This is a genomic window from Labilibaculum euxinicum (genome assembly GCF_963678175.1).
Classification (GTDB): Bacteria; Bacteroidota; Bacteroidia; order Bacteroidales; family Marinifilaceae; genus Labilibaculum; species Labilibaculum euxinus.
On the sequence record NZ_OY782756.1, the window covers coordinates 4503748 to 4526006 of the forward strand.

General features: G+C 36.8%; 14 protein-coding genes. 4 read left to right on the forward strand and 10 right to left on the reverse strand.

Translation table 11 applies throughout. The annotated features are described in order from the left end of the window. Positions 1-48: 48 nt before the first annotated feature. Entirely contained in the window at positions 49-3312 is a 3264-nt protein-coding gene (locus tag ACY0M5_RS17815; RefSeq protein WP_461630101.1) for a UvrD-helicase domain-containing protein, read from the reverse strand. A gap of 379 nt (positions 3313-3691) precedes the next feature. On the opposite strand from ACY0M5_RS17815, the gene ACY0M5_RS17820 reads away from it, so the two are divergent. Beyond that, positions 3692-7315: a fibronectin type III domain-containing protein gene (locus tag ACY0M5_RS17820; protein ID WP_461630102.1), complete on the forward strand. Its 3624-nt coding sequence runs from the start codon at positions 3692-3694 to the stop codon at positions 7313-7315. A 174-nt stretch (positions 7316-7489) separates the two neighbouring features. After that, complete coding sequence (locus ACY0M5_RS17825; RefSeq protein WP_124991030.1) at positions 7490-7888, forward strand: DUF6146 family protein; 399 nt, start codon at positions 7490-7492, stop codon at positions 7886-7888. A 78-nt stretch (positions 7889-7966) separates the two neighbouring features. Here the strand turns inward: ACY0M5_RS17825 and ACY0M5_RS17830 are convergent, their stop codons facing one another. Beyond that, the gene (locus ACY0M5_RS17830; protein WP_461630103.1) at positions 7967-8851 is read right to left on the reverse strand and encodes a DUF3078 domain-containing protein; all 885 of its coding nucleotides are present in this window, start codon (positions 8849-8851) and stop codon (positions 7967-7969) included. A gap of 207 nt (positions 8852-9058) precedes the next feature. Between ACY0M5_RS17830 and mnmA the strand changes: the two genes are divergently transcribed. Continuing rightward, complete coding sequence (mnmA, locus tag ACY0M5_RS17835) at positions 9059-10231, forward strand: tRNA 2-thiouridine(34) synthase MnmA (RefSeq protein ID WP_461630104.1); 1173 nt, start codon at positions 9059-9061, stop codon at positions 10229-10231. A gap of 75 nt (positions 10232-10306) precedes the next feature. Here the strand turns inward: mnmA and ACY0M5_RS17840 are convergent, their stop codons facing one another. The 8 genes from ACY0M5_RS17840 to ACY0M5_RS17875 all read right to left on the reverse strand — a co-directional run bounded on the left by ACY0M5_RS17840 (position 10307) and on the right by ACY0M5_RS17875 (position 20470). Continuing rightward, positions 10307-12121, reverse strand: coding sequence for a hypothetical protein (locus ACY0M5_RS17840; protein ID WP_461630105.1), 1815 nt, complete (start codon positions 12119-12121; stop codon positions 10307-10309). A 450-nt stretch (positions 12122-12571) separates the two neighbouring features. Beyond that, positions 12572-13243, reverse strand: coding sequence for a hypothetical protein (locus ACY0M5_RS17845; protein ID WP_461630106.1), 672 nt, complete (start codon positions 13241-13243; stop codon positions 12572-12574). A 560-nt stretch (positions 13244-13803) separates the two neighbouring features. Further along, complete coding sequence (locus ACY0M5_RS17850) at positions 13804-15636, reverse strand: LTA synthase family protein (RefSeq protein WP_461630107.1); 1833 nt, start codon at positions 15634-15636, stop codon at positions 13804-13806. A gap of 40 nt (positions 15637-15676) precedes the next feature. Next, complete coding sequence (locus ACY0M5_RS17855; protein ID WP_461630108.1) at positions 15677-16351, reverse strand: phosphatase PAP2 family protein; 675 nt, start codon at positions 16349-16351, stop codon at positions 15677-15679. Between the two features lie 19 nt (positions 16352-16370). Further along, complete coding sequence (locus tag ACY0M5_RS17860; protein ID WP_461630109.1) at positions 16371-17243, reverse strand: diacylglycerol/lipid kinase family protein; 873 nt, start codon at positions 17241-17243, stop codon at positions 16371-16373. Positions 17244-17334: 91 nt separating this feature from the next. After that, a complete protein-coding gene (locus ACY0M5_RS17865; RefSeq protein WP_197092631.1) occupies positions 17335-18102 on the reverse strand; it encodes a nucleotidyltransferase family protein in 768 nt (255 codons plus the stop codon). Positions 18103-18221: 119 nt separating this feature from the next. Next, positions 18222-19661: a RapZ C-terminal domain-containing protein gene (locus tag ACY0M5_RS17870; protein WP_461630110.1), complete on the reverse strand. Its 1440-nt coding sequence runs from the start codon at positions 19659-19661 to the stop codon at positions 18222-18224. Positions 19662-19789: 128 nt separating this feature from the next. Next, complete coding sequence (locus ACY0M5_RS17875; protein ID WP_461630111.1) at positions 19790-20470, reverse strand: DUF554 domain-containing protein; 681 nt, start codon at positions 20468-20470, stop codon at positions 19790-19792. A 303-nt stretch (positions 20471-20773) separates the two neighbouring features. Between ACY0M5_RS17875 and ACY0M5_RS17880 the strand changes: the two genes are divergently transcribed. Continuing rightward, positions 20774-22183 (forward strand): M64 family metallopeptidase, encoded by a 1410-nt coding sequence (locus ACY0M5_RS17880; protein WP_461630112.1) that lies wholly within the window; start codon positions 20774-20776, stop codon positions 22181-22183. Positions 22184-22259: the final 76 nt, after the last annotated feature.

Sequence of the window (22259 nt, forward strand, 5' to 3'; positions counted from 1 at the left end):
TTTTTGACTGTGCAAGGTAACAGGATTTCAATTTGGAAGCAATAATAATTATACTTCCTCTATTTCAGACAGTTTTCCATAGAGAACAAATGCTTTCACCTTTTCAAATCCAAGTTGTTGAATCAATTTCTTGTAAGCTAAAACCTGCTTTTTGTGAATATTCTCCTTATTCTTACCAAACTTAAAATCGATAACAACTGCCTCTTTTCCTCTGTAAATAACTCTGTCTGGTCGCTGCACTTCCCCTTTGCCCAAAAGAATATCTCTCTCGTTAACCACCGTCCAATCTTTCGAAAACCATTCAGACACAATTGGGCCATTTAATAATTCTTTAGCAAAAAGTGAAACTTCCTGAGCTTGAATCTGATCCAGTTTCCCTTCAAATTGCAATTGACTCACCGCTTTGTTAACATCCTCTTTGTATTCTATCAGTTGAAACAGCTGATGCAGAATATTTCCTCTGCTTACCGGTGAAAAGGTCTCAACCGATTCTGCTTCCGAGAAATCAAAATAATCTGCCGAATGCGCCCGTAACTTTAACCGGTCATCGAGTAAAGAAGCAGGATACTCGCTCCTCTTCTCTTTTGTTTTTTGAGGTCCTTCGGAAACTCTGACTTTCAATTCACCCAATTCGAAATATTTACCTTCCTTGTTCCAATTCTGAGCTAAAGACACAATTTTATTTCCATTAAAATCAGAAGAATAGTTGTCTGAGTTTTCGAAGATGAACAAAAGTAAGTCCGAAATATTTTTCAAATCTCTCTTGGCCGAAAGTGGTGAATAACTGATAAAAACCTCTTCGGCTCTGGTTTGGGCAACATACAAAAGATTCAGATTATCAATGTATGACTGCAATTTTTCAGTGAAATATTCCTGATAATAGATGGTTTCCTTCAAACTGCTGCTATATCGAACAGGAAGTACATCCAAAACATTAAAACCTTCTACTTTAGGCTGACACCAAAGTATGTTTGTGTGCCGTGCATTGTCCAGATCCCAATTGCAAAATGGTAAAATCACCACCTTAAACTCCAAACCTTTCGACTTGTGAATCGTCATGATTCGAATTGCATCCTGTTGATCTGAAACCGAAATCACTTCCTTGTCTTTTCGTTCAGCCCAATAATCCACAAAAGAATTCAAATCCGGAGCATCTGTCTTTGTAAATCCCAAAACCAAATCCTGAAAAGCCTCTAAAAAAGGGAAATCCTGAGCACGCTCATTCAATTTAAAAATATGAATTAATTTCTCAACCAAATCATACAAAGCCTGCCTTTTTAAAGCAGGAATATTGGCCGTAAATTCATCGGGGAAAACAGATTCAAATGTATTTTCATCTTTAGAAACTGTGTACAATTTATCCTTATCTTCCTGTTGCTGATTTTGAATGTAAACCTGATATTCCTGCTTTAAAAAGCCAAGATTTATTTTATTATCAGGATATACAAAGTAAGTCAGTAAATGAGTCAGAAAACTAATAACTGAAGAGTTCTTCAAATAGAGTGAATCGTTTGAGATCACATCGTAATTGACTCCTTCTTTTGCATTTTCGCTTGCGCGATACGCCATTAAAGTATCAGCAATCAGGCCTCCTTCTTTTCCATTTCGAACCAATATGGAAATATCTCTTGCCTGATAACCCATTTCCTGAAAATGCTCAATTCTTAACGGCAAATCTTCCAGTACCTTCTCAACCCAATCTGAATCAGTCTCTTTTTCAATAAAATGGGCTTTTACGTATCCAGGAAATTTGTCTTTATTTTCCGGAAAGTGCTGATAAACGTCCTGATAAGCTCCTGTAATTTTCTCCTGCTCCTCTGCTAATCCTTCCGAAATGTCAGCAGGAATAGAGGCATTGTATTCGTTCTGCAAAATCTGCGCTCCAAGTGCAAACACCGAATTATTATAATTGATCACATTTTTAGAGCTTCGCCAGTTGTAATTTAGCGTCATGCCATTCACACCAAAACCCTCAAAATCCTGATCCAATTGTTCCGATAAGATTTTCCAATCACCATTCCGCCATCTGTAAATGGATTGTTTTACATCTCCAACAACCAGAGAGTGATTCCCTTCGGCCAAAGAATTTGTCACCAATGGTCTGAAACTTTCCCACTGCATCGACGATGTATCCTGAAACTCATCAATCATGAAATGCTTGTAAACATTCCCAATTTTCTCATATATAAAAGGCGTGTCATTATCTCCAATGATGCTTCGGAGCAAACGACCCGCATCCGAAAGTAGAAAGATGTTTTCGCTTTCGGAAAACTCCTGTATTTTTTTTGACAAGTCTGTTAATATGCCCAAAGTATAAATATAACTCAAGGTTTTATCCGTTGATTTATACAACATCGACTGCTCATCGTAATGATTAACAGCCTTTTTCAACAAATCATTCAAACCAGCATTACAAGCCTCTCCAACAGCTTGTTTCGTTGAAGAACTTGCTTTCCCTGTTGTCCATTTTTCTGGAGTATCGACAGCCGACCTGGCTCTGATTCCCGGCTCCATTTTCCCTCCGGCTCCCAAACCCGACAAATAACCTGCAACACCAGATTTCCCGTAAGCAAACTCAGTAATATCCAAAGCATGTTGAGCCAAAACCTTCCTTGTTTCGTCTCCTATTTTGTTGAAAAACCCTTCAAAATCATCTTTTATCTCCTTTAAGATTTTACGATAGGAACTTAGGAAATTTTTATCCGAAAGTTTGTCAATTAATTTATCAGAGAAATTTTTAAAATCTTCTTTGAAAACTTCATTCCCAACGTCTAAAATTTCCTGTTTAAAATTCCAGTTTTTTCCTTCTCTGATTTTCGATTCTGCAAAATCGGTAAGCCATGATCTTAATTGTCCATCCTTATCTACATCAGTAAAAAGTAAATCAGCAGCCTCATTCAATACCCTTCGTTGGTCCAGTTCAATATTATAACCCATTTGCAATCCAATTTCGCGGGTAAAGGAACGAACCACTTTCTGGAAAAAACTATCAATAGTAGTGACAGAAAACCGGGAATAATCATGAAGAAGTCTGTTTAAAATTTCTTTTGCTCTGGAAACCAATTCAACAGAATTCAGATTGTGTTTTTCTTTTAATTCTATGGCATAAGGCGAATCATCAGATTGTGACAAAAGATAAATTTCTTTTACAATTCGAGACTTCATCTCATCTGTAGCCTTGTTGGTGAAAGTAACAGCAAGAATACTTTTATAATTTAAAGGATCTTCAAAAACTAGATTTAGATACTCTTTGGTAAGCGTATAGGTCTTTCCTGACCCTGCAGAAGCTCGATATATGGAAAGTTCGGACATATTTTAATCTTTATTTATTCCGAAAATAGCAATAATAATTATGAGGTGGGAAGCAATGCAAAAATAAAATAATCATTTAACTCCAAACCATCTTGCAATTCTAAATAATAAACAAATGCAATATTATTTACAGTTAACCTAATAACAAATACAGTTTAATTTAAAACAACATTAAAAACATCGGGTAAAAATTTAAACATGCTAATTTATATGCAAAACAAAAGTTTTATCTCTTACAGAGATAAAACTAACATAAAAATATAATTACATGCAAACACAACAATATGTTCGTTCATCATAACAAATAACTATTGACATCGTCTTTTATTTTTCCTAACTTCTGCTTTATTATCAAAATATTCACTATAATCCAATAGTTATGAAAAAAATCTTTACTCTTCTTCTTTGTTGTATTTTTATTCTTTCCTCTGGATATTCCCAAAAACGGGAAATAGACAATAATGGAAAATACAAAGGAATTATCCGGATAAAATTCTCTCCCAAATCCGATAAAAAGGTAAATGAGTTACACCAACTTCTTATAAACAGAAGTCAGTCAAAAACAAAAAGTACTGAAGAATTTGTTCGCACCAACATCGCGAATCTTGACAAAGTAAACCAACAGTTTAAGGCAAATAAAATGCGTCGTGTGTTTCGTGATGCAGGTAAATTTGAGGCTAAACATAAAGAATTTGGCCTGCACCTTTGGTACGAAGTGGAATTTAATACGTCAACTCCGGTATCCCAACTCATAAAATCTTATCAGAATGTTGCTGAGATTTCGATGGCGGAAGGAATTAATGCTACCAAACAAATTGAAGGGGTTAAACTTCCTGAACGTAATAATACTCCTGTCCCAACTGCTCTTCCGGCAGGAACCAATGATCCCCGTTTTGTTGATCAGTGGCATTACGAAAATACAGGCCAGAACAATGGAACTCCAGGTGCGGATATCAGTTTACTGGATGCCTGGCAGGTAGAGACAGGAAATCCGAACGTTATTGTAGCAATTGAAGATGGCGGTGTCGATTATGACCATGAAGATTTAGCCGCAAACATGTGGATAAACCCTGGTGAAATTGCCGGCAATGGTATCGATGATGATAACAATGGATATGTTGATGATATCTACGGATATAACTTTGCTGACAATACCGGTGACATTTACGTAGGTGATCACGGAACTCACGTTGCCGGAACAGTTGCAGCTGTATCCAACAACGGAATTGGAGTTAGTGGTATTGCAGGCGGAAGCGGAAACAATGACGGTGTAAAATTAATGTCTTGTAATGTTTTTAGTGCCTCAAGCGGTGGTTTTGCTGAAGCATACTCTTATGCGGCAGATAATGGAGCAGTTATTTCGCAGAACAGTTGGAGTTATACTTCCCCTTATCAATACGATCAGGCTGTTCTTGATGGTATTGACTATTTTATTGCCAATGCAGGTGGTGCAAATGCTCCGATGAACGGCGGTATTGTAATTTTTGCTGCCGGTAATGACAACTCTCAGAGCAGATACTATCCTGCCTACTACAGCAATGTACTTGCGGTTGCTTCTACCAATAAAAATGATGTAAAAGCGTACTATTCCAATTACGGAACATGGGTTGATATTGCAGCTCCCGGTGGAGAACTGGAAACAACTAATGAGGACCCCACGGCTGTTCTTAGTACTTTTCCCAATGACACTTACGGAGTATTCCAGGGAACTTCAATGGCTTGCCCGCATGTATCAGGTGTTGCTGCTCTTGTTGTTTCAAAATATGCAGGAAACATTACTCCTGCCGAATTACGTACTAAATTAGTGGACAATACTGATCCCATTGACGATTTAAATACTAGTTACGCCGGTAAACTTGGCAGTGGCAGACTAAATGCCTACAAGGCACTTACCGATGATAATTTACCATCTGTTCCTTCTGGTTTAGCAGCCTCGAACGTAACTCAAACCAGCTTTACTATTGGATGGAATGCCGTTAGTGGTGCTGTTAGTTATGATGTTCAAATAAGAGAACAAGGCGGTGCATGGCAAACTATCAATACATCACAAATTACCTATGATTATTCCGGAGCTGTTGCCGAAACTACTTACGAATTTCAAGTGAGAGCGAATAATGACGCAGGATCAAGCAGTTATTCTGCAATTGCATCTGTAGTAACCGAAGCTGCACCAACTGTGCCTGTGGCTCCTGCAAATCTTACCGCATCGAACATTACTTATAATTCATTTTCCATTAGCTGGGATGCTGTAACAGATGCTGATAATTACGATCTTGATGTAAGACCTGTCGGCGGAACGTGGACTACGGTAAATTTAAGCAACCCAAATTACGATTATAACGGACTTAATGCTGAAACAACTTATGAATTTCAGGTGAGAGCAAATAATTCCATTGGTTCAAGTGTTAATTCAAATTTGGTATCTGCAACTACTTTGGCTGCGCCAACTGCCCCCACAGCTCCGGCAAATGTGACTGCCTCAGACATTACATATAATTCATTCACCATTACATGGGATGTTACTGCTGGTGCTGTTGATTACGATTTAAATGTAAGACCTGCGGGAGGAACATGGAGTACAATAAACTTAAGTACAACAAGCTATAATTACAACGGTTTGAATGCTGAAACAAACTACGAGTTTCAAGTGAGAGCAAACAATTCTGTTGGTTCCAGTGATTATTCAAACATCGAAACCGCAACAACTCTTGCTGCTCCTTCGGCACCAGCAACACCAATTAATTTGGCGGCTTCAAACATTACCTACAACTCATTTACAATTAGTTGGGATGCTGTTGTCAATGCTGATGATTACGACCTTGATATTCGTGTAACAGGTGGTACATGGTCAAGCTTCAACACAAGCTTAACTACATATAATTACACCTCTGCCCTGGCTTCAACCAACTACGAATTTCGGGTTCGATCGAATAATGAAATCGGCTCTGGTGATTATTCCAGTATTGAATCATTAACAACGAATCAGATTCCGGTACCGGAAATACCAACAGGATTAGCTGCATCGAATATTACATCAAATTCCTTTAGTTTAAGCTGGAACAGCATCGAATTTGCAGACAATTACGATCTTCAAATAAGAGAACAAGGTGGTGACTGGGAACTTTTCACCACATCGGCAACAAGTTTCGACTATTCAACTGCTATGGCCGAAACAACCTACGAATATCAGGTTCTTGCCAGTAACAGTTCTGGATCAAGTGCTTATACTTCAATTCAATCATTCACTACACTTGCCGAATCAACCACGCCCGATTATTGTGAATCCTACGGACAAGCTACCCGCTATGAATACATCGATTTGGTAGAGCTGGCGAATATGAATAATCCGTCGGGTGATGACGGTGGTTACGGCGACTATACCAATATGACTGCAAGTGTAAAACCAGGAAACAGCTATACTCTGAATTTCTCTCTAGGATACAAATCGAGGTCTTATACTGCAAACTGGAGAATATATATTGATTTTAACCGTGATGGTGAGTTTACCAGTAATGAAATAATAGTTTCAGGCTATACTGCCAGTGCAGGAATTTCATCTTCCAACATAACAATTCCTGCGAATGCCGCAATTGGAAAAACCAGGATGAGAGTTATGCTAAGACACAGAAGAGCTGCGAAATCCGGATGTGAGATATTTAGTCAGGGAGAAGTTGAGGATTATACCATAGACATAAGCAACACGGCTCCTGCCCCAGCAACTAAATCTTCTGGCTTAGCCTTTGGCAACCCGCTAAGTGAAACTCCTCCTATCGAAGAATTAAAGCTGTATCCAAATCCCGCTAAGGATTTTGTAACCCTTTACATTCAAGGCAACATTCAATCAAAAGTAAGAATAAGCTCCTTAACAGGAAAAACAATTCAAATTCTAATTCTTGATCAGGAAAGTAATTCAATTGATATTTCAAATTTACCTTCAGGTATGTATTTTATCTCTATTGAAGATGGTGATGAAATTATCTCTAAAAAGTTAATTAAATTATAAATTCACTTCGAATTGGCATATTCAAGGACAGGTTTAAAAGCCTGTCCTTTTTTTTCACCCACAAAACAATGTAACAAATTAATTATCATACACGTAACAACAATTACATCCTCTAAATAACTGACTCTCTCATTACTGTGATTTGATCTGTTTGATCTCTTAATTAGTTTCGTCATGAAAAAGATTATCTATTTATTTTTCATTCTTAGCATTGTTTATGGGTGTTCAACATATTCCGCATTCAAAACTCCTGTTCCTGTTCAGGATAACGAAAATGAAATTGCCGTAACGGATAGTGTAGAGTACGAATTACTGATTTTAGATCCAGGATTTGAATCGTGGTTTACAACCAGAAACATGATGGCAACGGCACATACAAATAACTATTACAAAAACTGGAATCAGATTTACGTTTTGGAGTGGAATCAGCAATACATGCTAGGGAATCCTAATATGGACAATTATATAGAGTATGATCCTTTGGAAGATTATGGTTTCGAAATTAATTACAAGCTGTACAATTACTTTCAGTTTGTAGAAGAAAAAACCGGCATATCATTAGTTCGCCGATAAGAAAAGCGGAAGAATCCAAATAATGATTCTTCCGCTTTTTACTCATTTAAGAAGTGTACTCCCTATTAATAGTTCAGCTTAAAATTTGTAGGCCAATCCGATTCCAATAATTTCCTTGAACTGAATTTTTGGACCTTTGTTTACGCCATCCTTATTCACATATTCTACATCATCATCGTAAACCAAAGAAGTATTAACTGTTGCTGTTAAAAAATCATTCACCTTCATATTAATCATCACATCCCATAAAACATCAACATTTCCGAAGTCTTGAGAATAATTTGTAAATAAACCCAAGGTACTCTTCAAATTTACATTTTCAACCAAATCCTTATTCAAAGCCAACTTGGTAAACGCACCAAACTCTCCTCTGAATTTATCGCCCGGATCAACACCAAAAGCTCCTTCTGCAGATAATTCATCATCATTAACAATCGTCATTTTTCCAGTAACAGGAGATAAATAAGCCGAAAACACATCACTTGGCTTGTAATCCATACCCAAAGAAAGAGTAATGTATGCCGGAGCCAAAAAATTAGATACTTTCACATCTGGTTCTCCTTCAGTATTTGAATAATTGTAGCCCTTTGCAAATTGTGTTTTAAAATCCAACAAAGCACTGTAATACCATTCACCACCATTCTTGTGACCATACTTGGTTGTAAAATCAATTTTATCGATACTTTTCCGCATACCTTGGTCGCCTTGCTTAACCATACCGTATTCAAGGTTTAATGTGTTTTCCCAACTGTTTTTTCCTTTATTATAATTCGAAAACAAATTTAGCTGTGCATTCGTTGAGATCGCATTATCACCACCTCCCGACCAATTGGTAAGAGATGTTTGAGAAAATGTAATTGCAGCAAGACCGCCTTTTTTCCAATAAGAAGTATCTTGTTTTTCCTGTGCGGAAACAAATATAGCTGCACAAATCAGCAGTAAAGTAAAGCTTAGTTTTTTCATATTTTTTAACTTTTATTATTCTAAATAAATGCGGATTTATAAAATAGACCCCATACATAACACGATATCGAAATTAATTTATTTTTTTATCAGAAAAAAATACATAACTAAATTTAGGCGTTAAATTACAGGCAATTCATCAGGCACAATTGGCACTAAGCCAAAAATTGAATACTTTTGCTCTCTGAAAAGAAGGAGAAATTACGAATGAAGAAAAAAGTTGTAATCGGATTGTCGGGTGGAGTGGATTCCAGTGTTGCTGCGCATTTACTAATTGAGCAGGGATATGAGGTGGAAGCGCTTTTTATGCAGAACTGGAACGATACGGTTGGGTTAAAATCCGAAGAATGTCCATTTGAAGAAGATGTACTGTTTGCTCAAATGGTGGCTAAAAAATTGGGAATTCCATTTCATTTTGTGGATTTAAGTGTGGAATACCGTGCAAAAGTTATCGATTACATGTTCTCGGAATATGAAAAAGGGCGTACTCCCAATCCGGATGTACTTTGTAATCGCGAAATAAAATTTGATGTATTCCTGAAAAAAGCATTGGAACTGGGAGCTGATTATGTGGCTACCGGACACTACTGCCAAAAGGAAACCATTATAAAGGATGGAAAAGAGACTCATCGGTTAATCGCCGGAGCTGATAACAATAAAGATCAGTCTTATTTCCTTTGTCAGTTATCGCAGGAACAATTGTCAAAAGCGATGTTTCCTATCGGACACATTATAAAACCTGAGGTTCGGGAAATTGCCCGTCGTGAAAAAATGGCCTCTGCCGAGAAAAAAGATTCTCAGGGCATTTGCTTTGTTGGGAAAGTTGATCTGCCTGTTTTCCTGCAGCAAAAGCTGAAAGCCATGAAGGGACAGATCATTGAAATTATGCCAGATAAGGCTGATGAGATCATTCCAAAATCAGAAGCTTTGACAGCTATTTCTGCTCCTTATCAATTTAAACCGGAACATGGAACGGTTGTTGGTGAACACAACGGCGCCCATTTCTTTACTGTTGGTCAGAGAAAAGGACTTAATGTTGGCGGAAAAAAAGAGCCATTATTTGTGATTGGAACCGATGTGGTGAAAAACATTGTGTACGTTGGCATGGGACACGGACATCCGTTGCTAACCCGCAAGGCTTTATTTATTCCTAAAAATGAAGTGCATTGGATTCGTGAAGATTTAAGGCCAACTGAGGAATGCGAAAGAAGATACGATATCAGAATTAGATACCGGCAGCCTTTGCAAAAAGGAACCATCTACTTCAAACATGAAGGTTTGTACATACTTTTTGATGAGCCACAAAGAGCTGTTGTTTCAGGACAATTTGCTGCCTGGTACGATGAAGGGGAACTGATTGGCTCGGGAGTTATTGATTAAGAATTGAAAACAATTACATACAGAAGAGGCTGTCCAAAATAATGGACAGCCTCTTTTTATTTGCAAAAAATACTGTTATCGCTTAATTATCAATTGTTGTTTGTGAACTTCACCGTTTATAAATACAAGTAAAAAGTAAGTTCCCTCGGGAAGATTATTGGTTCGAATTTGTAATCTTTTATCACAAGATTTCATCTGTTTTACCAGACCTTTACTTTCATGCCAAATTTGAATTTCATACTCATCCATATTTTGTGATAACTCGTTGTATGGAATACTAATTGTAGATTTGGAGTTCTTCTGAACATCTGATAATTCGTTGCTCGAATATAAGTTGAGTTCTGTATATTCGTTAGCCGGATTTGGAAAAATAGCCATATACATTCCACCGCTACCTCCACAAGAATAGCGAGAGGGTCTATTGATAACTCCATATTCACAATCCCAACCTGAAACACTAACAGGCTTACACAAGATATCTTCTCCACAGCTATTAGAGGCTACAAATGTCACATATCCATCTCCGTTATTAATAGGACTAACAAATAACTGATAACCATTCGAATTGCTGATATCATTAAATTGAAGACCTACTACCCAACGTGTTGAAGATTCACCCTCAATCATTCCTAAGTAATCGTAGATATGCATACTGTTACAGCTGACAGAACTACTACCTGAGATATTACCATCAAGTTCAGGTTTCCCCACCCATACATCGTATTTCACTTCATGAACACCTCCACATTGGTTGCGCAATATAAATTTTATCTCTGCAGCCCCACTCACTGTAGATGATTTTGCTTTAAGGAAAGCACTGGTACCACTTCCCGATATAGAGCCATAAAATAGGGAAGCAGGACTTGCACTCCATGTAATTGTTGTTGTATTAGAGTATGCATTTTGCAATGAATACGTACCTCCACCAGTACATAGGACTTTTGCTCCGGTAATTTTTGGTATAGGTTCAATAGAATCCCAATCTTTTAGCGTGATTGTTTTACTTTCTTTCAAACTAATACAACCATTCACAATAACCGATATAGCTCCTCCTGAAAGACCATCAGGCATTACTTTAACAACATTTGAATTAGTCCCACTTGTCCAAGTCCAGCTTGCAGGTTTTGTCCATTGGTATATTGCATTTGGAACACTTCCGATATTCAAAGTAATTTCTTTTGGTTTGCCACATACGGTTGTGGAGATGGAACTTACAATATTGTTATCACTTCTTATAATTGTTTTTGATCTATATTCCGATTTAGACTGGCCAGTACATTCAGGAACACCACGAACCTTTATTTTACCTCCAGTACAATTATCTGGAATAACTGTAATACTAATATTATGAGTTTTTATTGGAGTAGTTCCATCGCTAATTGTACCGTTGTATTCCCAACCAGCCGGAATTATCCATTCATAATCATTTACTGGTTTCTCAATATTTTCATAACATTCAGGATAATACAAAAGTGGAATTGTGTATGTAACAGGAGTATTATCACCGGGATTAATGCTAAAGTCGCCTTTTGTGAACCCCGCAGGAAGCACATCTTTTAGCGACATAACTCTTACTATCTTTTTACTGTCACCTATTTCATGCAAAGTCTTATTGCCATCATTATCGTACGCAATCCTATATGTTCTTACTCTTACATAATGTTCTTCATTGGTATCATTCCATGAAACCCAAGCATCTGAATAAGTGCTACCATTATTAATAGTACCTCCCTTAACCGTCCATACCCATTCATATAAATCATCATTTTGATAATTGCATTTGTACCAATAACTATCATTGGGACAGAGACCTTCTGCTTGACCTGTAATAGAAGCATTAGCAATAAAACTAAACAGTACGAGACTTAGTATCAAGTATAATTTTTTCATCATTAAGTTGTTTTAATAATTAATCTTTTTTTTTTATCAAACACCACCGGCAAGCTTACAAAGCACATTTTTGTTTTGTGAAGCTATGCATGTAAGCTTACAAAGCCTGTTTTTGTTTTGAAAAGTATGCCATGTTATCTTAAATACACTATTTTTATTTTGAAAAGTATAACATGTAAGCCTACATCGTACATTCTGTATTTTTAAAATAGGCTTTGTAATGCTGCACGAGCCATTTTTAATTTTGAGAGTATGCTATGAAAGCTTGCAAGAGGTATTTTATTTTTGAAAAGTATGCCATGCAAGTTTACACGGCATACTTTTCTTTTTTTCTGAGAGCTTATACCAAATTAAGATCAAAACTCATCTTATAAAATAGTCCCTTTTAAAATCAAGTCATACACTGATAAGAACGGCTTGTATTTAGTCAGAGCATGACAAGCTGATATTTTAAGCAGGATTTTCAGCAACGGCCAATTCTTCCTTAATTTTTTTTCGGGAAACAGCTTTCGGAAACAGGCGGTTGGCAAAAGTTTTGCCAAACATCTTTATGGCATCGAGGTAATTGAATTCATATTGCCTGCGCAAGTTGGCCTGTGCCACTTCTTCGTTGGCAACAGCCGTCCGCACTTTGGTATTGGCCTGCTGTAATGCAGCGATGGAAGTTCGCACTTTGCTTATGGCTTCGCTTAAAAGAGGCAATTGATCAGCCAAAACATGTTCTTCTCCCAACGATTTGATGCGCTCTTGTATTTCTTCTGCTGCATCTACCTTTTTTGTGATCGGAAAGCGAAGAATAGTGGAATATCCTCCATTGGGAAATAATAGCTTATGAACCGGGCGACCAGGATTTTCTCTGTCGTATTGCTTGGCCGTATCCGATATGGTTCTGATCCGATCATCCAATCCACCCGAGTTAAACACCAAATCGTCGTAGGTGTTGTCGTGCAATAACTTTTCCTTTTTGGTTTCACTGCTTTTTGTTTCCAAATCGGTGATAAAAGGATCAATTGCACCAGCCAATTCAGTGGCTCCTTTTGTTTGTTTGCATCTTCGGGAATGACGAAGCGCACTGTTTATATGCACTTCGGAGGACATAGCATCATTTAATTTTCCTGCCATTGTTATTTGATTTAAATTATGAATAAAATCTCACCAAGGTGAGTGAATTGTAATCCCAATTACTTAATTTGATCCATCTCACGCCTCTTAACTCTTACAAATAATCTTTATCCTCCTTCTCCCCTACTTATCTACTAATTATTTTTATGATCACCCCTAAACTTAATACATCTTTATTTAACATGCAAATATGCAGGTCGAATATTAATTCCAAATTATCCGCTTAAGCGAAATAAAAGTCAATTAATCATCCATTAAAAGACATTCAACACATAGAAACATTAGGGGAACAAGCTATACGAAATACCAAATCCAGATCAAAACTCATCTTATAAAATAGTCCCTTTAAAATCAATTCATACTCTGACAAGAACGGCTTGTATATAGTCAGAGCATGACAAGCTGATATTTTAAGCAGGATTTTCAGCAACGGCCAATTCTTCCTTAATTTTTTTTGGGAAACAGCTTTCGGAAACAGGCGGTTGGCAAAAGTTAAGCTGGTATAAGACACAAAAAAAGCCGTTCAAATTGAACGGCTTTTTTGTTTGCTGTATGGCTTACTATCTAGCCAGAAAATCCTCATTCAAATACTGCAATAAGGCTTTCCAATTTTCTCTGTTATCTGCACTTTCACCTTCTTCATGAATGTATTTATTCGAAGTTAAATCGAATACACTTCTTTCATTTTCGTCGATGTAACCGAAACCGTTGTTGTAATCAAAATAGGCATATCCTTTCTGATTTGCGGCCAATAAATCTTTTCCAAAAATAAACTCATCGGCATTTATATTTAACTGAGACAAGAGAGTATTTGCCATATCCGGCTGACATCCAAATTTGTCAACAACAAGATTTTTTTGATTTAAAGCACCACCTAACCACAACATGGGTATCTGATACTTTATAAAATCACTTGGTACACTTTTATCAATGTATCTGGTACCATGATCGGCAACCAATATCAGTATTGTATTCTCCCAGGCTTCTGTTTTTTTGAAATCAGCAATGAATTTACCCAAACATTTATCGGTATAATTAACCGAATTTAAGAACCGCTCATCTTCGCTGTTTCCTTTAATCACCTTTTCCATAGGAACATCAAATGGCTCATGACTGCTTAAGGTGAAATATACTTTAAAGAATGGCTTCGTTTCCGATTTAATATCCTTTAGCAATCTTTCAAATACATATTCATCATGCACGCCCCATTTTGAATTGTATAAATCCTCCGAAAAATCAAACATGGTAACCAATCGATCAAAGCCGGTATTCATGAGATATGAATTTATATTCGCAAAACGAATATCGCCGCCATAATAGAATGCTGAAGAGTAATTTTGTTTCGTAAACTTCCGGCATAAACTTGGAATGCTTTGAGTTTTCTTGGTATAGGAAATAACACTGCGCTGCGGCAAGGATGGGTATCCGCTCAGCAATCCAACAATTCCGATTTTTGAACGATCGCCAATTGCATAAAAATTAGAAAACAAAACACCTTCTTTGGTCAATTCATCGAAATTAGGCGTTGCTCCCTGATATCCTCCCAATGAACCAATTGCCTTACTGGTAAAACTCTCGAGCATTACCACAACAACATTAGGTTTCTTGCCTTTAATCACCTGCAGCCGTTCAGAATTGGGATTGCATTTTAAGCCGGCAATCGTACTTTTCAACTGATCTTCATTCAGGAACTTAAACTGTTTCCCATCTTTTCCAATCTTCTTTAATGAGTAAGAAAAGTTCCATACCGGATTTACCGCTACATGGTTCGCAAAAGTACTTTGAGAGAAATATACAAATCCAACATTCATAGGAGCAATACCAAAACCTCCCCTTATCGGGATAATCATACCAGCGGTAATGAATAATAGAACGGGAATCCATTTGTAATTGATCGGTTTGATCTTTTCAAGGTTTACAATTACAAACTTTCGTAAACAAATGTATGAGGCTGTTGATGTAAGAATGAACAGAACAAACAGCAGTAGATGTGTTGAAAGTGTAGTTGAAGCCATCGCTTCTTTTGGAGTTTTCAGATAACTTAACACTGTTGCATCCAAATGAAAGCCCCAATTTCGATACAACTCCAAATTAGGAATCAAAATCATGATGAAAATAAGACCAACTACCGAATAGATAACGGTAAACAGACCTTTTAACTTTTTCGCCGGCAACCAGAATGTTACAGTCAAAATCAGTCCGCTCAAAAGAAGAATATATCCCATTAAGGATAAGTCGTGACGTGCACCGGAAACGAAAGCCTTTGCTATTTCGAAAAAAGACTGCCCCTCCAGCAAATCCCATTGATACAATACAAACAGCAATCGGAAAACAAAGAAAAACGCCATCCAAAACAACCCGGCTGACAGTAAATAAAACAATCTATTTTTCATGAAATCATTCAATTAATCAACTTAAAAATATGCTTATCGGTTATTTTAGGATATAAAAAACCGACAAAAGCATTACTATAATTTGCAGACTGCCCAACAGTGCAATTTGATGAATTCCCGCAATAGGATGAGTTCGCTGCTTCGGTTTGCAAATTAAACTTGGCTTAGAATATTTTTGCAGCAATGAATACACAAAATAGGCTGATAAAGTTCCTATTAATGCGCCAACAATTATATCTCCAGGATAATGAACCCCCAAATAAATTCGCGAATAGGATACCAAAACTGCCCAGAAAATTACAAATACACTTGTTATCCGATTCTTAAACAACAAGGAAACAAACACCGCCAAGCCAAATGAATTTGATGCATGCGATGATGCAAAACCATATTTTCCACCCGTATATCCTTTTACAATATGCACTAAATGACTAAATGATGGATCTCTGGAAGGTCTGAATCGTTTAAAAATAGGTTTAAACACTCCCGAAGCAATTTGATCACTTAAAACAATTACCAGAAGTATGCTTAGGATAATTAAAGTTCCTTTTCTCCAGCCAAATGTGTTGATTACAGCAGCAACTATCACAAAATAGAATACAAACCAAATTACTTTCCCCGATGTCAACATCATGAATGTATCCCAAAAAGGATTGTGCTGGCCATTGAAAAACAACAGCAATTCTTTGTCTAAACTAAGCAACCAATCTAACATGCTTCTCTATTTTATAATGTTACATTTTCATTTTCACCACTTCAATCTGTTTCAAAATTTCAATACTTAGAGTCTCCTTCAATTTTTTAGGCTCGCCATCTACATGATAAGTTTCAGAATTTGAATCAATTACCAAACTACTGGCTTTTACAAACTGCACATATTTTGAATTCTTCAACTTTCCTAAAAACAAACGAACTACGAAGTTTGGCACTACATAAAAAGGAATTTTTTTTATCAAAACCAAATCGAACAAGCCGTCGTTGCAGACAGCCTTTGGAGCAATCAAAGCATTGTTCCCAAATTGCCGGGTATTAGCAATGTTGATCATATGATATTTGCCTTCAATAACAGAACCATTAACATTGACTTTCGCCTGTATGGGTTTGTATTTTAAAAGCGCTTGAATGGTGCAATACACGTAGGTCTTTAGTCCTCGTGCAGGCATCTTTTCAAATTCAGTTGCCACATAACTATCAAAGCCTAAACCAGCCATATTGCCGCATAGTTCATTGTTTATCTTTATGACATCAACTTTTTCAGTTCCACCTTTTAAAATCTGATCCAGTAATTTTTTAATATCGCCATCAAAACCTAACTCACGGGCGAAACCATTGCCTGAACCATTAGGTAAAACAGCTAATTTTAGCTTGGAATATTTAATCAGATATTTAAGTGTCGTATTTATGGTACCATCGCCTCCGCAAATAATAAGTACTTTGTATTTTTCCGCTTTAGCGGTCAAAAAAACATCAAATTCCTCCAAAGAATTACTGACAAAATAATCAACTTTAGGAGCAAGCTCTTTAAATTTCTCAAGAATCTTACCCGAATTGGTACCGGAGTGAGGGTTGATAACAAAAATGATATCCTGTAAGTTTATTTTTTCCATATAAATTATTGGTGCACGGCTCTAGTATCTTCTGTTAAGAAGTGATATCGATATTCCAGTTTTTATTAAATTGAGCCCAAAAATAGACAAATTATTTCAGATGATCTTCTGCCCAAGCCAAATCTTCAGGTTTACCAAGGTCTGTCCAGATTTTTGAGCTGTCTTTAAAAGCCAGAATCTTTTCATTCTTTGCCAAGCGTAAATACAAATCGATAATGGAAAATTTACCTTCCTCTGTAATTAAGGGAAATAGTTTCGGACTAATCAAATGAATTCCGCTAAAAGCCATTGGTTCAGATTCATTCATCTCTTCCCTGGCAACTTTAACCTCACCGGTTTTACAATTCTTCCAACCTGTTAACTGATTATCTTTATTGAAATACAAGTATCTGCTGCTGGTTCTTTCGCGCATAACCATACTTACCAATGCCCCGGTCAGTTTATGAAAATTGATTAATTCAGATAAATTCAAGGAAGAAAAAACATCTACATTATAGATTAAAACGGGTGCGTCAGGAATAAATAAATCAGCGGCTTTCTTTAATCCACCTCCTGTATCCAGTAGTTCTTCTCGTTCGTCTGAAATACGAATATCAACACCAAAATTGTTATTCTTTTGGAGAAAACCCTCAATCATATCTGCATAATGATGCACGTTAATAACGATACGATCTACCTTAAGTTCAATTAATTTTAATATTGCTCTTTCCAAAAGGGGTGCTCCTGCCAACTCAACCAATGCTTTTGGTTTCGAATCGGTATAAGGTTTTAGGCGGGTTCCCAAACCTGCCGCAAAAATCATTGCATTCAACATCTTTTCAATTATCAGTGAAGAGTTATTACTTTTTCTTTTTCGCATCACACAAACTTTTGGCTTTTTTAGCCACCCGATTGCATTTTTTGCAAACAAAATTTTCCGAATTGCATACTTTTTCTGCGTATTCCTTCGGTGATAATTTACAACGTTTATTGCCCATATTAACTTCCTTCTATTTCTCGTTCAATGTGCCTTAAACTGATATTCACATCAAACTTTTCCCGTAAATGCTTTGCCAAACTCTCTGCCGAAAAAACGGAACGATGTCTTCCTCCGGTACAGCCAAAGTTCACCTGTAAATTGGCAAAATTTCGACTGATGTATTTATCAACACTCATGTCGACAATACTATATACTGAACCTAGGAACTCATCCATTTCGCTGCGCTCCTTGAAAAAGTCAATTACCGGCTGATCTTTCCCCGTCATCTCAACGTATTCCTGATATCTTCCCGGATTATGAATGGCTCTACAATCGAAAACAAAACCTCCGCCATTGGTTGTTTTGTCTAATGGAATTCCTCTTCGGTACGAAAAACTATTTATTTCAACATGAAGTTTTGGTTTTTCTTCCCTACCTACGCTTTTCAAAAAATCTGAAGAAATAACAGCTTTTAGTGCTTTCACCAATTCAGGCAATTCAACAGGAATACTCATTCGTCCCAATATGGTTTCCAAATTTTTTAATGCGAATGGAATCGATTTTAAGAAATGATCTTTTCTTTCGTAAAAACCTCTAAATCCATAAGCTCCCATTGCCTGCATGATGCGAACCAACACATATCCCTGAAAAAAGGAAGTGAAAGCTTTTGGATCTACTGTCTGTACTTTCTGAATCTCCTTTAGATAAAAGGCTAACAGTTCATCTCTAACATCCTGCGGAAGATCTGCCTTAGCATCATATAATAAGGAAGCCAAATCGTATTGCAAGGCTCCTCTTCTTCCTCCCTGATAATCGATAAACCAAGGCTCACCATTTACCAGCATGATATTTCTTGACTGAAAATCCCGATACAAAAAATAATCACGGGGAGCATCTAACAAGTAATCCGAGAATTTTTGAAAATCGTTCTCGAGCAGCTGCTCATCGAATGGAATTTTTGCCAATTTTAAAAAGTAATATTTAAAATAGTGCAAATCCCAAATCATAGATTGCTTATCGAAACTATCCCGAGGATAACAAACACTATAATCCAATCCATTTTCTCCTTCGAGTTGAAAACGTATCAATTGAGAAATGATCTTTTTATAAATCTGCACCAAATCGTTGGCAAAACCTTCTCCAACTCTTAAATGCAAAATATAATCGAACAGAGTTGTATTGCCTAAATCCTGCAAAAGATAGATATCCTGTTCGTTATTTTCGCAGTAAATTTCCGGAACTGAAAGACCTTTTTCTGCAAAAAACCTACTGAAACTAAGAAAAGCAGCATTCTCTTTTTTATCAGCATTAAAAGCTCCCAATACCGTTCTCTTTTCTCCTATTAACCGGATGTATTCGCGATAGGAACCTGATTGAGGTAAAATTTCCGTTTCGATTACTCTGTCATCAGCCCATTCTTCAAATAACTGAATTAGAGCAGTTTTTATTTCTTCTTTCAAATCGTATGTATTTTGATTGCCTAAAGCGTTTTCTTCTGATTACAAATCTACGAAAAGATCTTATACCGACTGGTATATGCTACTCTTCTAATCTTTCAAAACCAATCCGTACAAATATCAAACTTATTCTAAGTTAAAAAGATATAGCACAGCAGCACTTCCACTAATAAGGCAGGAAGCATATTTAAAACCTTTATTTTTTTTATTTCTAAAATACTAATGCCTAATCCGATGATTAAAACGCCGCCAACACCTGCCATTTCGGTGATTATGGCTTCCGGTATTACTCCCCCAAACAAGGCCGCCAACAAGGTTAATCCTCCCTGATAAATCAGCAAAGGAATTACCGAAAATAAAACTCCAACTCCCATAACTGCAGCTAAAGCCACAGCTGAAAATCCATCCATCATCGATTTAGTTAACAGCAGAGTCGGCTCCTTGCCCATTCCCTCTTCCATACTTCCCAATATTGTCATTGCTCCCAAACAGAACAGCATAAATGATGTAACAAATCCGGTTGAAAATTTATCATCCTTACTTCCTATTTTCCGTTTCAACAACTCGCTCAAATTTTCAACCCGATCCTCTAAACGTAAAAACTCGCCAATTAATGATCCAACCACCAAACTGAACACCATCAGCAACAGCTCGTTCGCTTTTAGAGCCATGTTCACGCCAAGGTAGAGTGTAAAAATACCAATAGCTTGAAAAACAATTTTAAACATTCGATCGGGAATCCTGGTCCGAAACAAAAGTCCCAAACTTCCCCCTATCAATATGGCAATTACATTAACCAGTGTTCCTATCATAAAATGATTTTATTTTTGAAAAACTAAATTTAATAGAAATTCAGTAAAGTCAATGATTTGAAACAAGAAAGCTTTTAATTCCTAATTTATTATCAAATTTAAGACCTCCGCTCAGATATGACGAATCGCATTTTTCGGAAAACAGATAATCATTAACTTGCAACATCTGCGAAACACAAAAAAACAAAATACTATGAAACGTACATGCCAAGGATAATTTATCCTACAAGAGGATGATTATTCCAGCATGGTAATCCCGAAAGCTTTCGGGACCATATGGCAAAAACTTAAAATTATAATCATATGAAAAAGATTTTTGTATTTACCCTTATGCTAATTGGCATCTCCTTCTCATCAATGGCTCAATATGCTGATTATTTTACGAGTGCTACTATGCGTCTGGACTATAATCATGTAGGGAATTCAGGTGAAGAACACTTCGCCTTCGATCAAATGGTAAATGATGGTGAATGGTCTGGCAGTAAAACCATACTAATCGACGAACTAAATCTGGGGAAATATTGTTTCGAAGTAAAAGATCCAATAACAGGTAAGTTGCTTTATTCCCGAGGATTTGCAAGCATCTACGGCGAATGGGAAACTACGCCCGAGGCAAAAACCGAATGGGGAAGTTTTCAGGAATCACTTCGTTTTCCATGGCCGAAAAATGAAGTAGACATCACTGTATTTAAACGCAATATTAATAATGGTTTTGATCCTGTATGGACCTATAAAGTAAATCCAAAGCATTACCGTTCTTTCTCCAGCCCCGTAAAAAATCACTATAATACGATTGATATTGTTGTGAATGGTAAGCCTGAAAATCAAGTTGACATTGTTGTTTTAGGAGAAGGATACGCCAAAGAAGATATGGGTAAATTTAAAAAGGACGCACAACGTTTTGCGGAAGTTCTTTTAAGTACAGAGCCATATGCTTCCTTTAAGGATAAATTTTCGATCAGAGCTGTGGAAACACCATCTCCCGATTCAGGAGTAAATCATCCTCATCAGGATATTCATAAACGTTCGGCACTTTCGGTTACTTACGGTGCTTTCGATTCGGAACGATACGCTTTAGGTTTCGACAACAAAACAATTCGCAATGCGGCGGCGGCAGTTCCTTACGAATTTACAGCTATTTTAATGAATGATTCTATTTATGGTGGTGGCGGTATCTATAACTTGTATATCACAGCAGCTGTTGACAATGCTTTTCAGGAATATTTATTCGTACATGAATTCGGACATCATTTTGCTGATTTGGCTGATGAATACTACACATCCGCAACGGCTTACGAAATGGATGCCAAGCATTTGGAACCTTGGGAACTAAACGTAACTGCCAATGCTGATCCTGAAACTATAAAATGGAAGGATATTGTAACACCAGACACTCCAATACCAACTCCCTGGGAAAAGGAGAAGTACGATGAACACAGCATTGCTGTTCAGAAAAAAAGAGTTGAGCTAAGAAAAGCAAAGGTTGATGAAAAAATAATGGAAAATTTCTTCATACAACAAAGATCGTGGGATGATGAGCTTTTGGCAAATATGAAATACAGCGGTAAAGTTGGTGCTTTTGAAGGAGCTCAATACAAGTCAACAGGCTTATACCGAAGTGCTCCCAACTGTATCATGTTCACCCGTCACGATAAATTTTGTCCGGCTTGTCAAAGGGCTATTAAGCTGATTATCGATCAGAATACGAAGTAAAACAAAAACACAGATAAATATTAAAAGCGATTCATACTTAAATATGAATCGCTTTTATTTTGAAATGTATAAGAAA

Coding starts and splice junctions, on each gene's coding strand:
- ACY0M5_RS17815 (WP_461630101.1), bottom strand. CDS start 3,312: ATGTCCGAACTTTCCATATATCGAGCTTCTGCAGGGTCAGGAAAGACC.
- ACY0M5_RS17820 (WP_461630102.1), top strand. CDS start 3,692: ATGAAAAAAATCTTTACTCTTCTTCTTTGTTGTATTTTTATTCTTTCC.
- ACY0M5_RS17825 (WP_124991030.1), top strand. CDS start 7,490: ATGAAAAAGATTATCTATTTATTTTTCATTCTTAGCATTGTTTATGGG.
- ACY0M5_RS17830 (WP_461630103.1), bottom strand. CDS start 8,851: ATGAAAAAACTAAGCTTTACTTTACTGCTGATTTGTGCAGCTATATTT.
- mnmA (WP_461630104.1), top strand. CDS start 9,059: ATGAAGAAAAAAGTTGTAATCGGATTGTCGGGTGGAGTGGATTCCAGT.
- ACY0M5_RS17840 (WP_461630105.1), bottom strand. CDS start 12,121: ATGAAAAAATTATACTTGATACTAAGTCTCGTACTGTTTAGTTTTATT.
- ACY0M5_RS17845 (WP_461630106.1), bottom strand. CDS start 13,243: ATGGCAGGAAAATTAAATGATGCTATGTCCTCCGAAGTGCATATAAAC.
- ACY0M5_RS17850 (WP_461630107.1), bottom strand. CDS start 15,636: ATGAAAAATAGATTGTTTTATTTACTGTCAGCCGGGTTGTTTTGGATG.
- ACY0M5_RS17855 (WP_461630108.1), bottom strand. CDS start 16,351: ATGTTAGATTGGTTGCTTAGTTTAGACAAAGAATTGCTGTTGTTTTTC.
- ACY0M5_RS17860 (WP_461630109.1), bottom strand. CDS start 17,243: ATGGAAAAAATAAACTTACAGGATATCATTTTTGTTATCAACCCTCAC.
- ACY0M5_RS17865 (WP_197092631.1), bottom strand. CDS start 18,102: ATGCGAAAAAGAAAAAGTAATAACTCTTCACTGATAATTGAAAAGATG.
- ACY0M5_RS17875 (WP_461630111.1), bottom strand. CDS start 20,470: ATGATAGGAACACTGGTTAATGTAATTGCCATATTGATAGGGGGAAGT.
- ACY0M5_RS17880 (WP_461630112.1), top strand. CDS start 20,774: ATGAAAAAGATTTTTGTATTTACCCTTATGCTAATTGGCATCTCCTTC.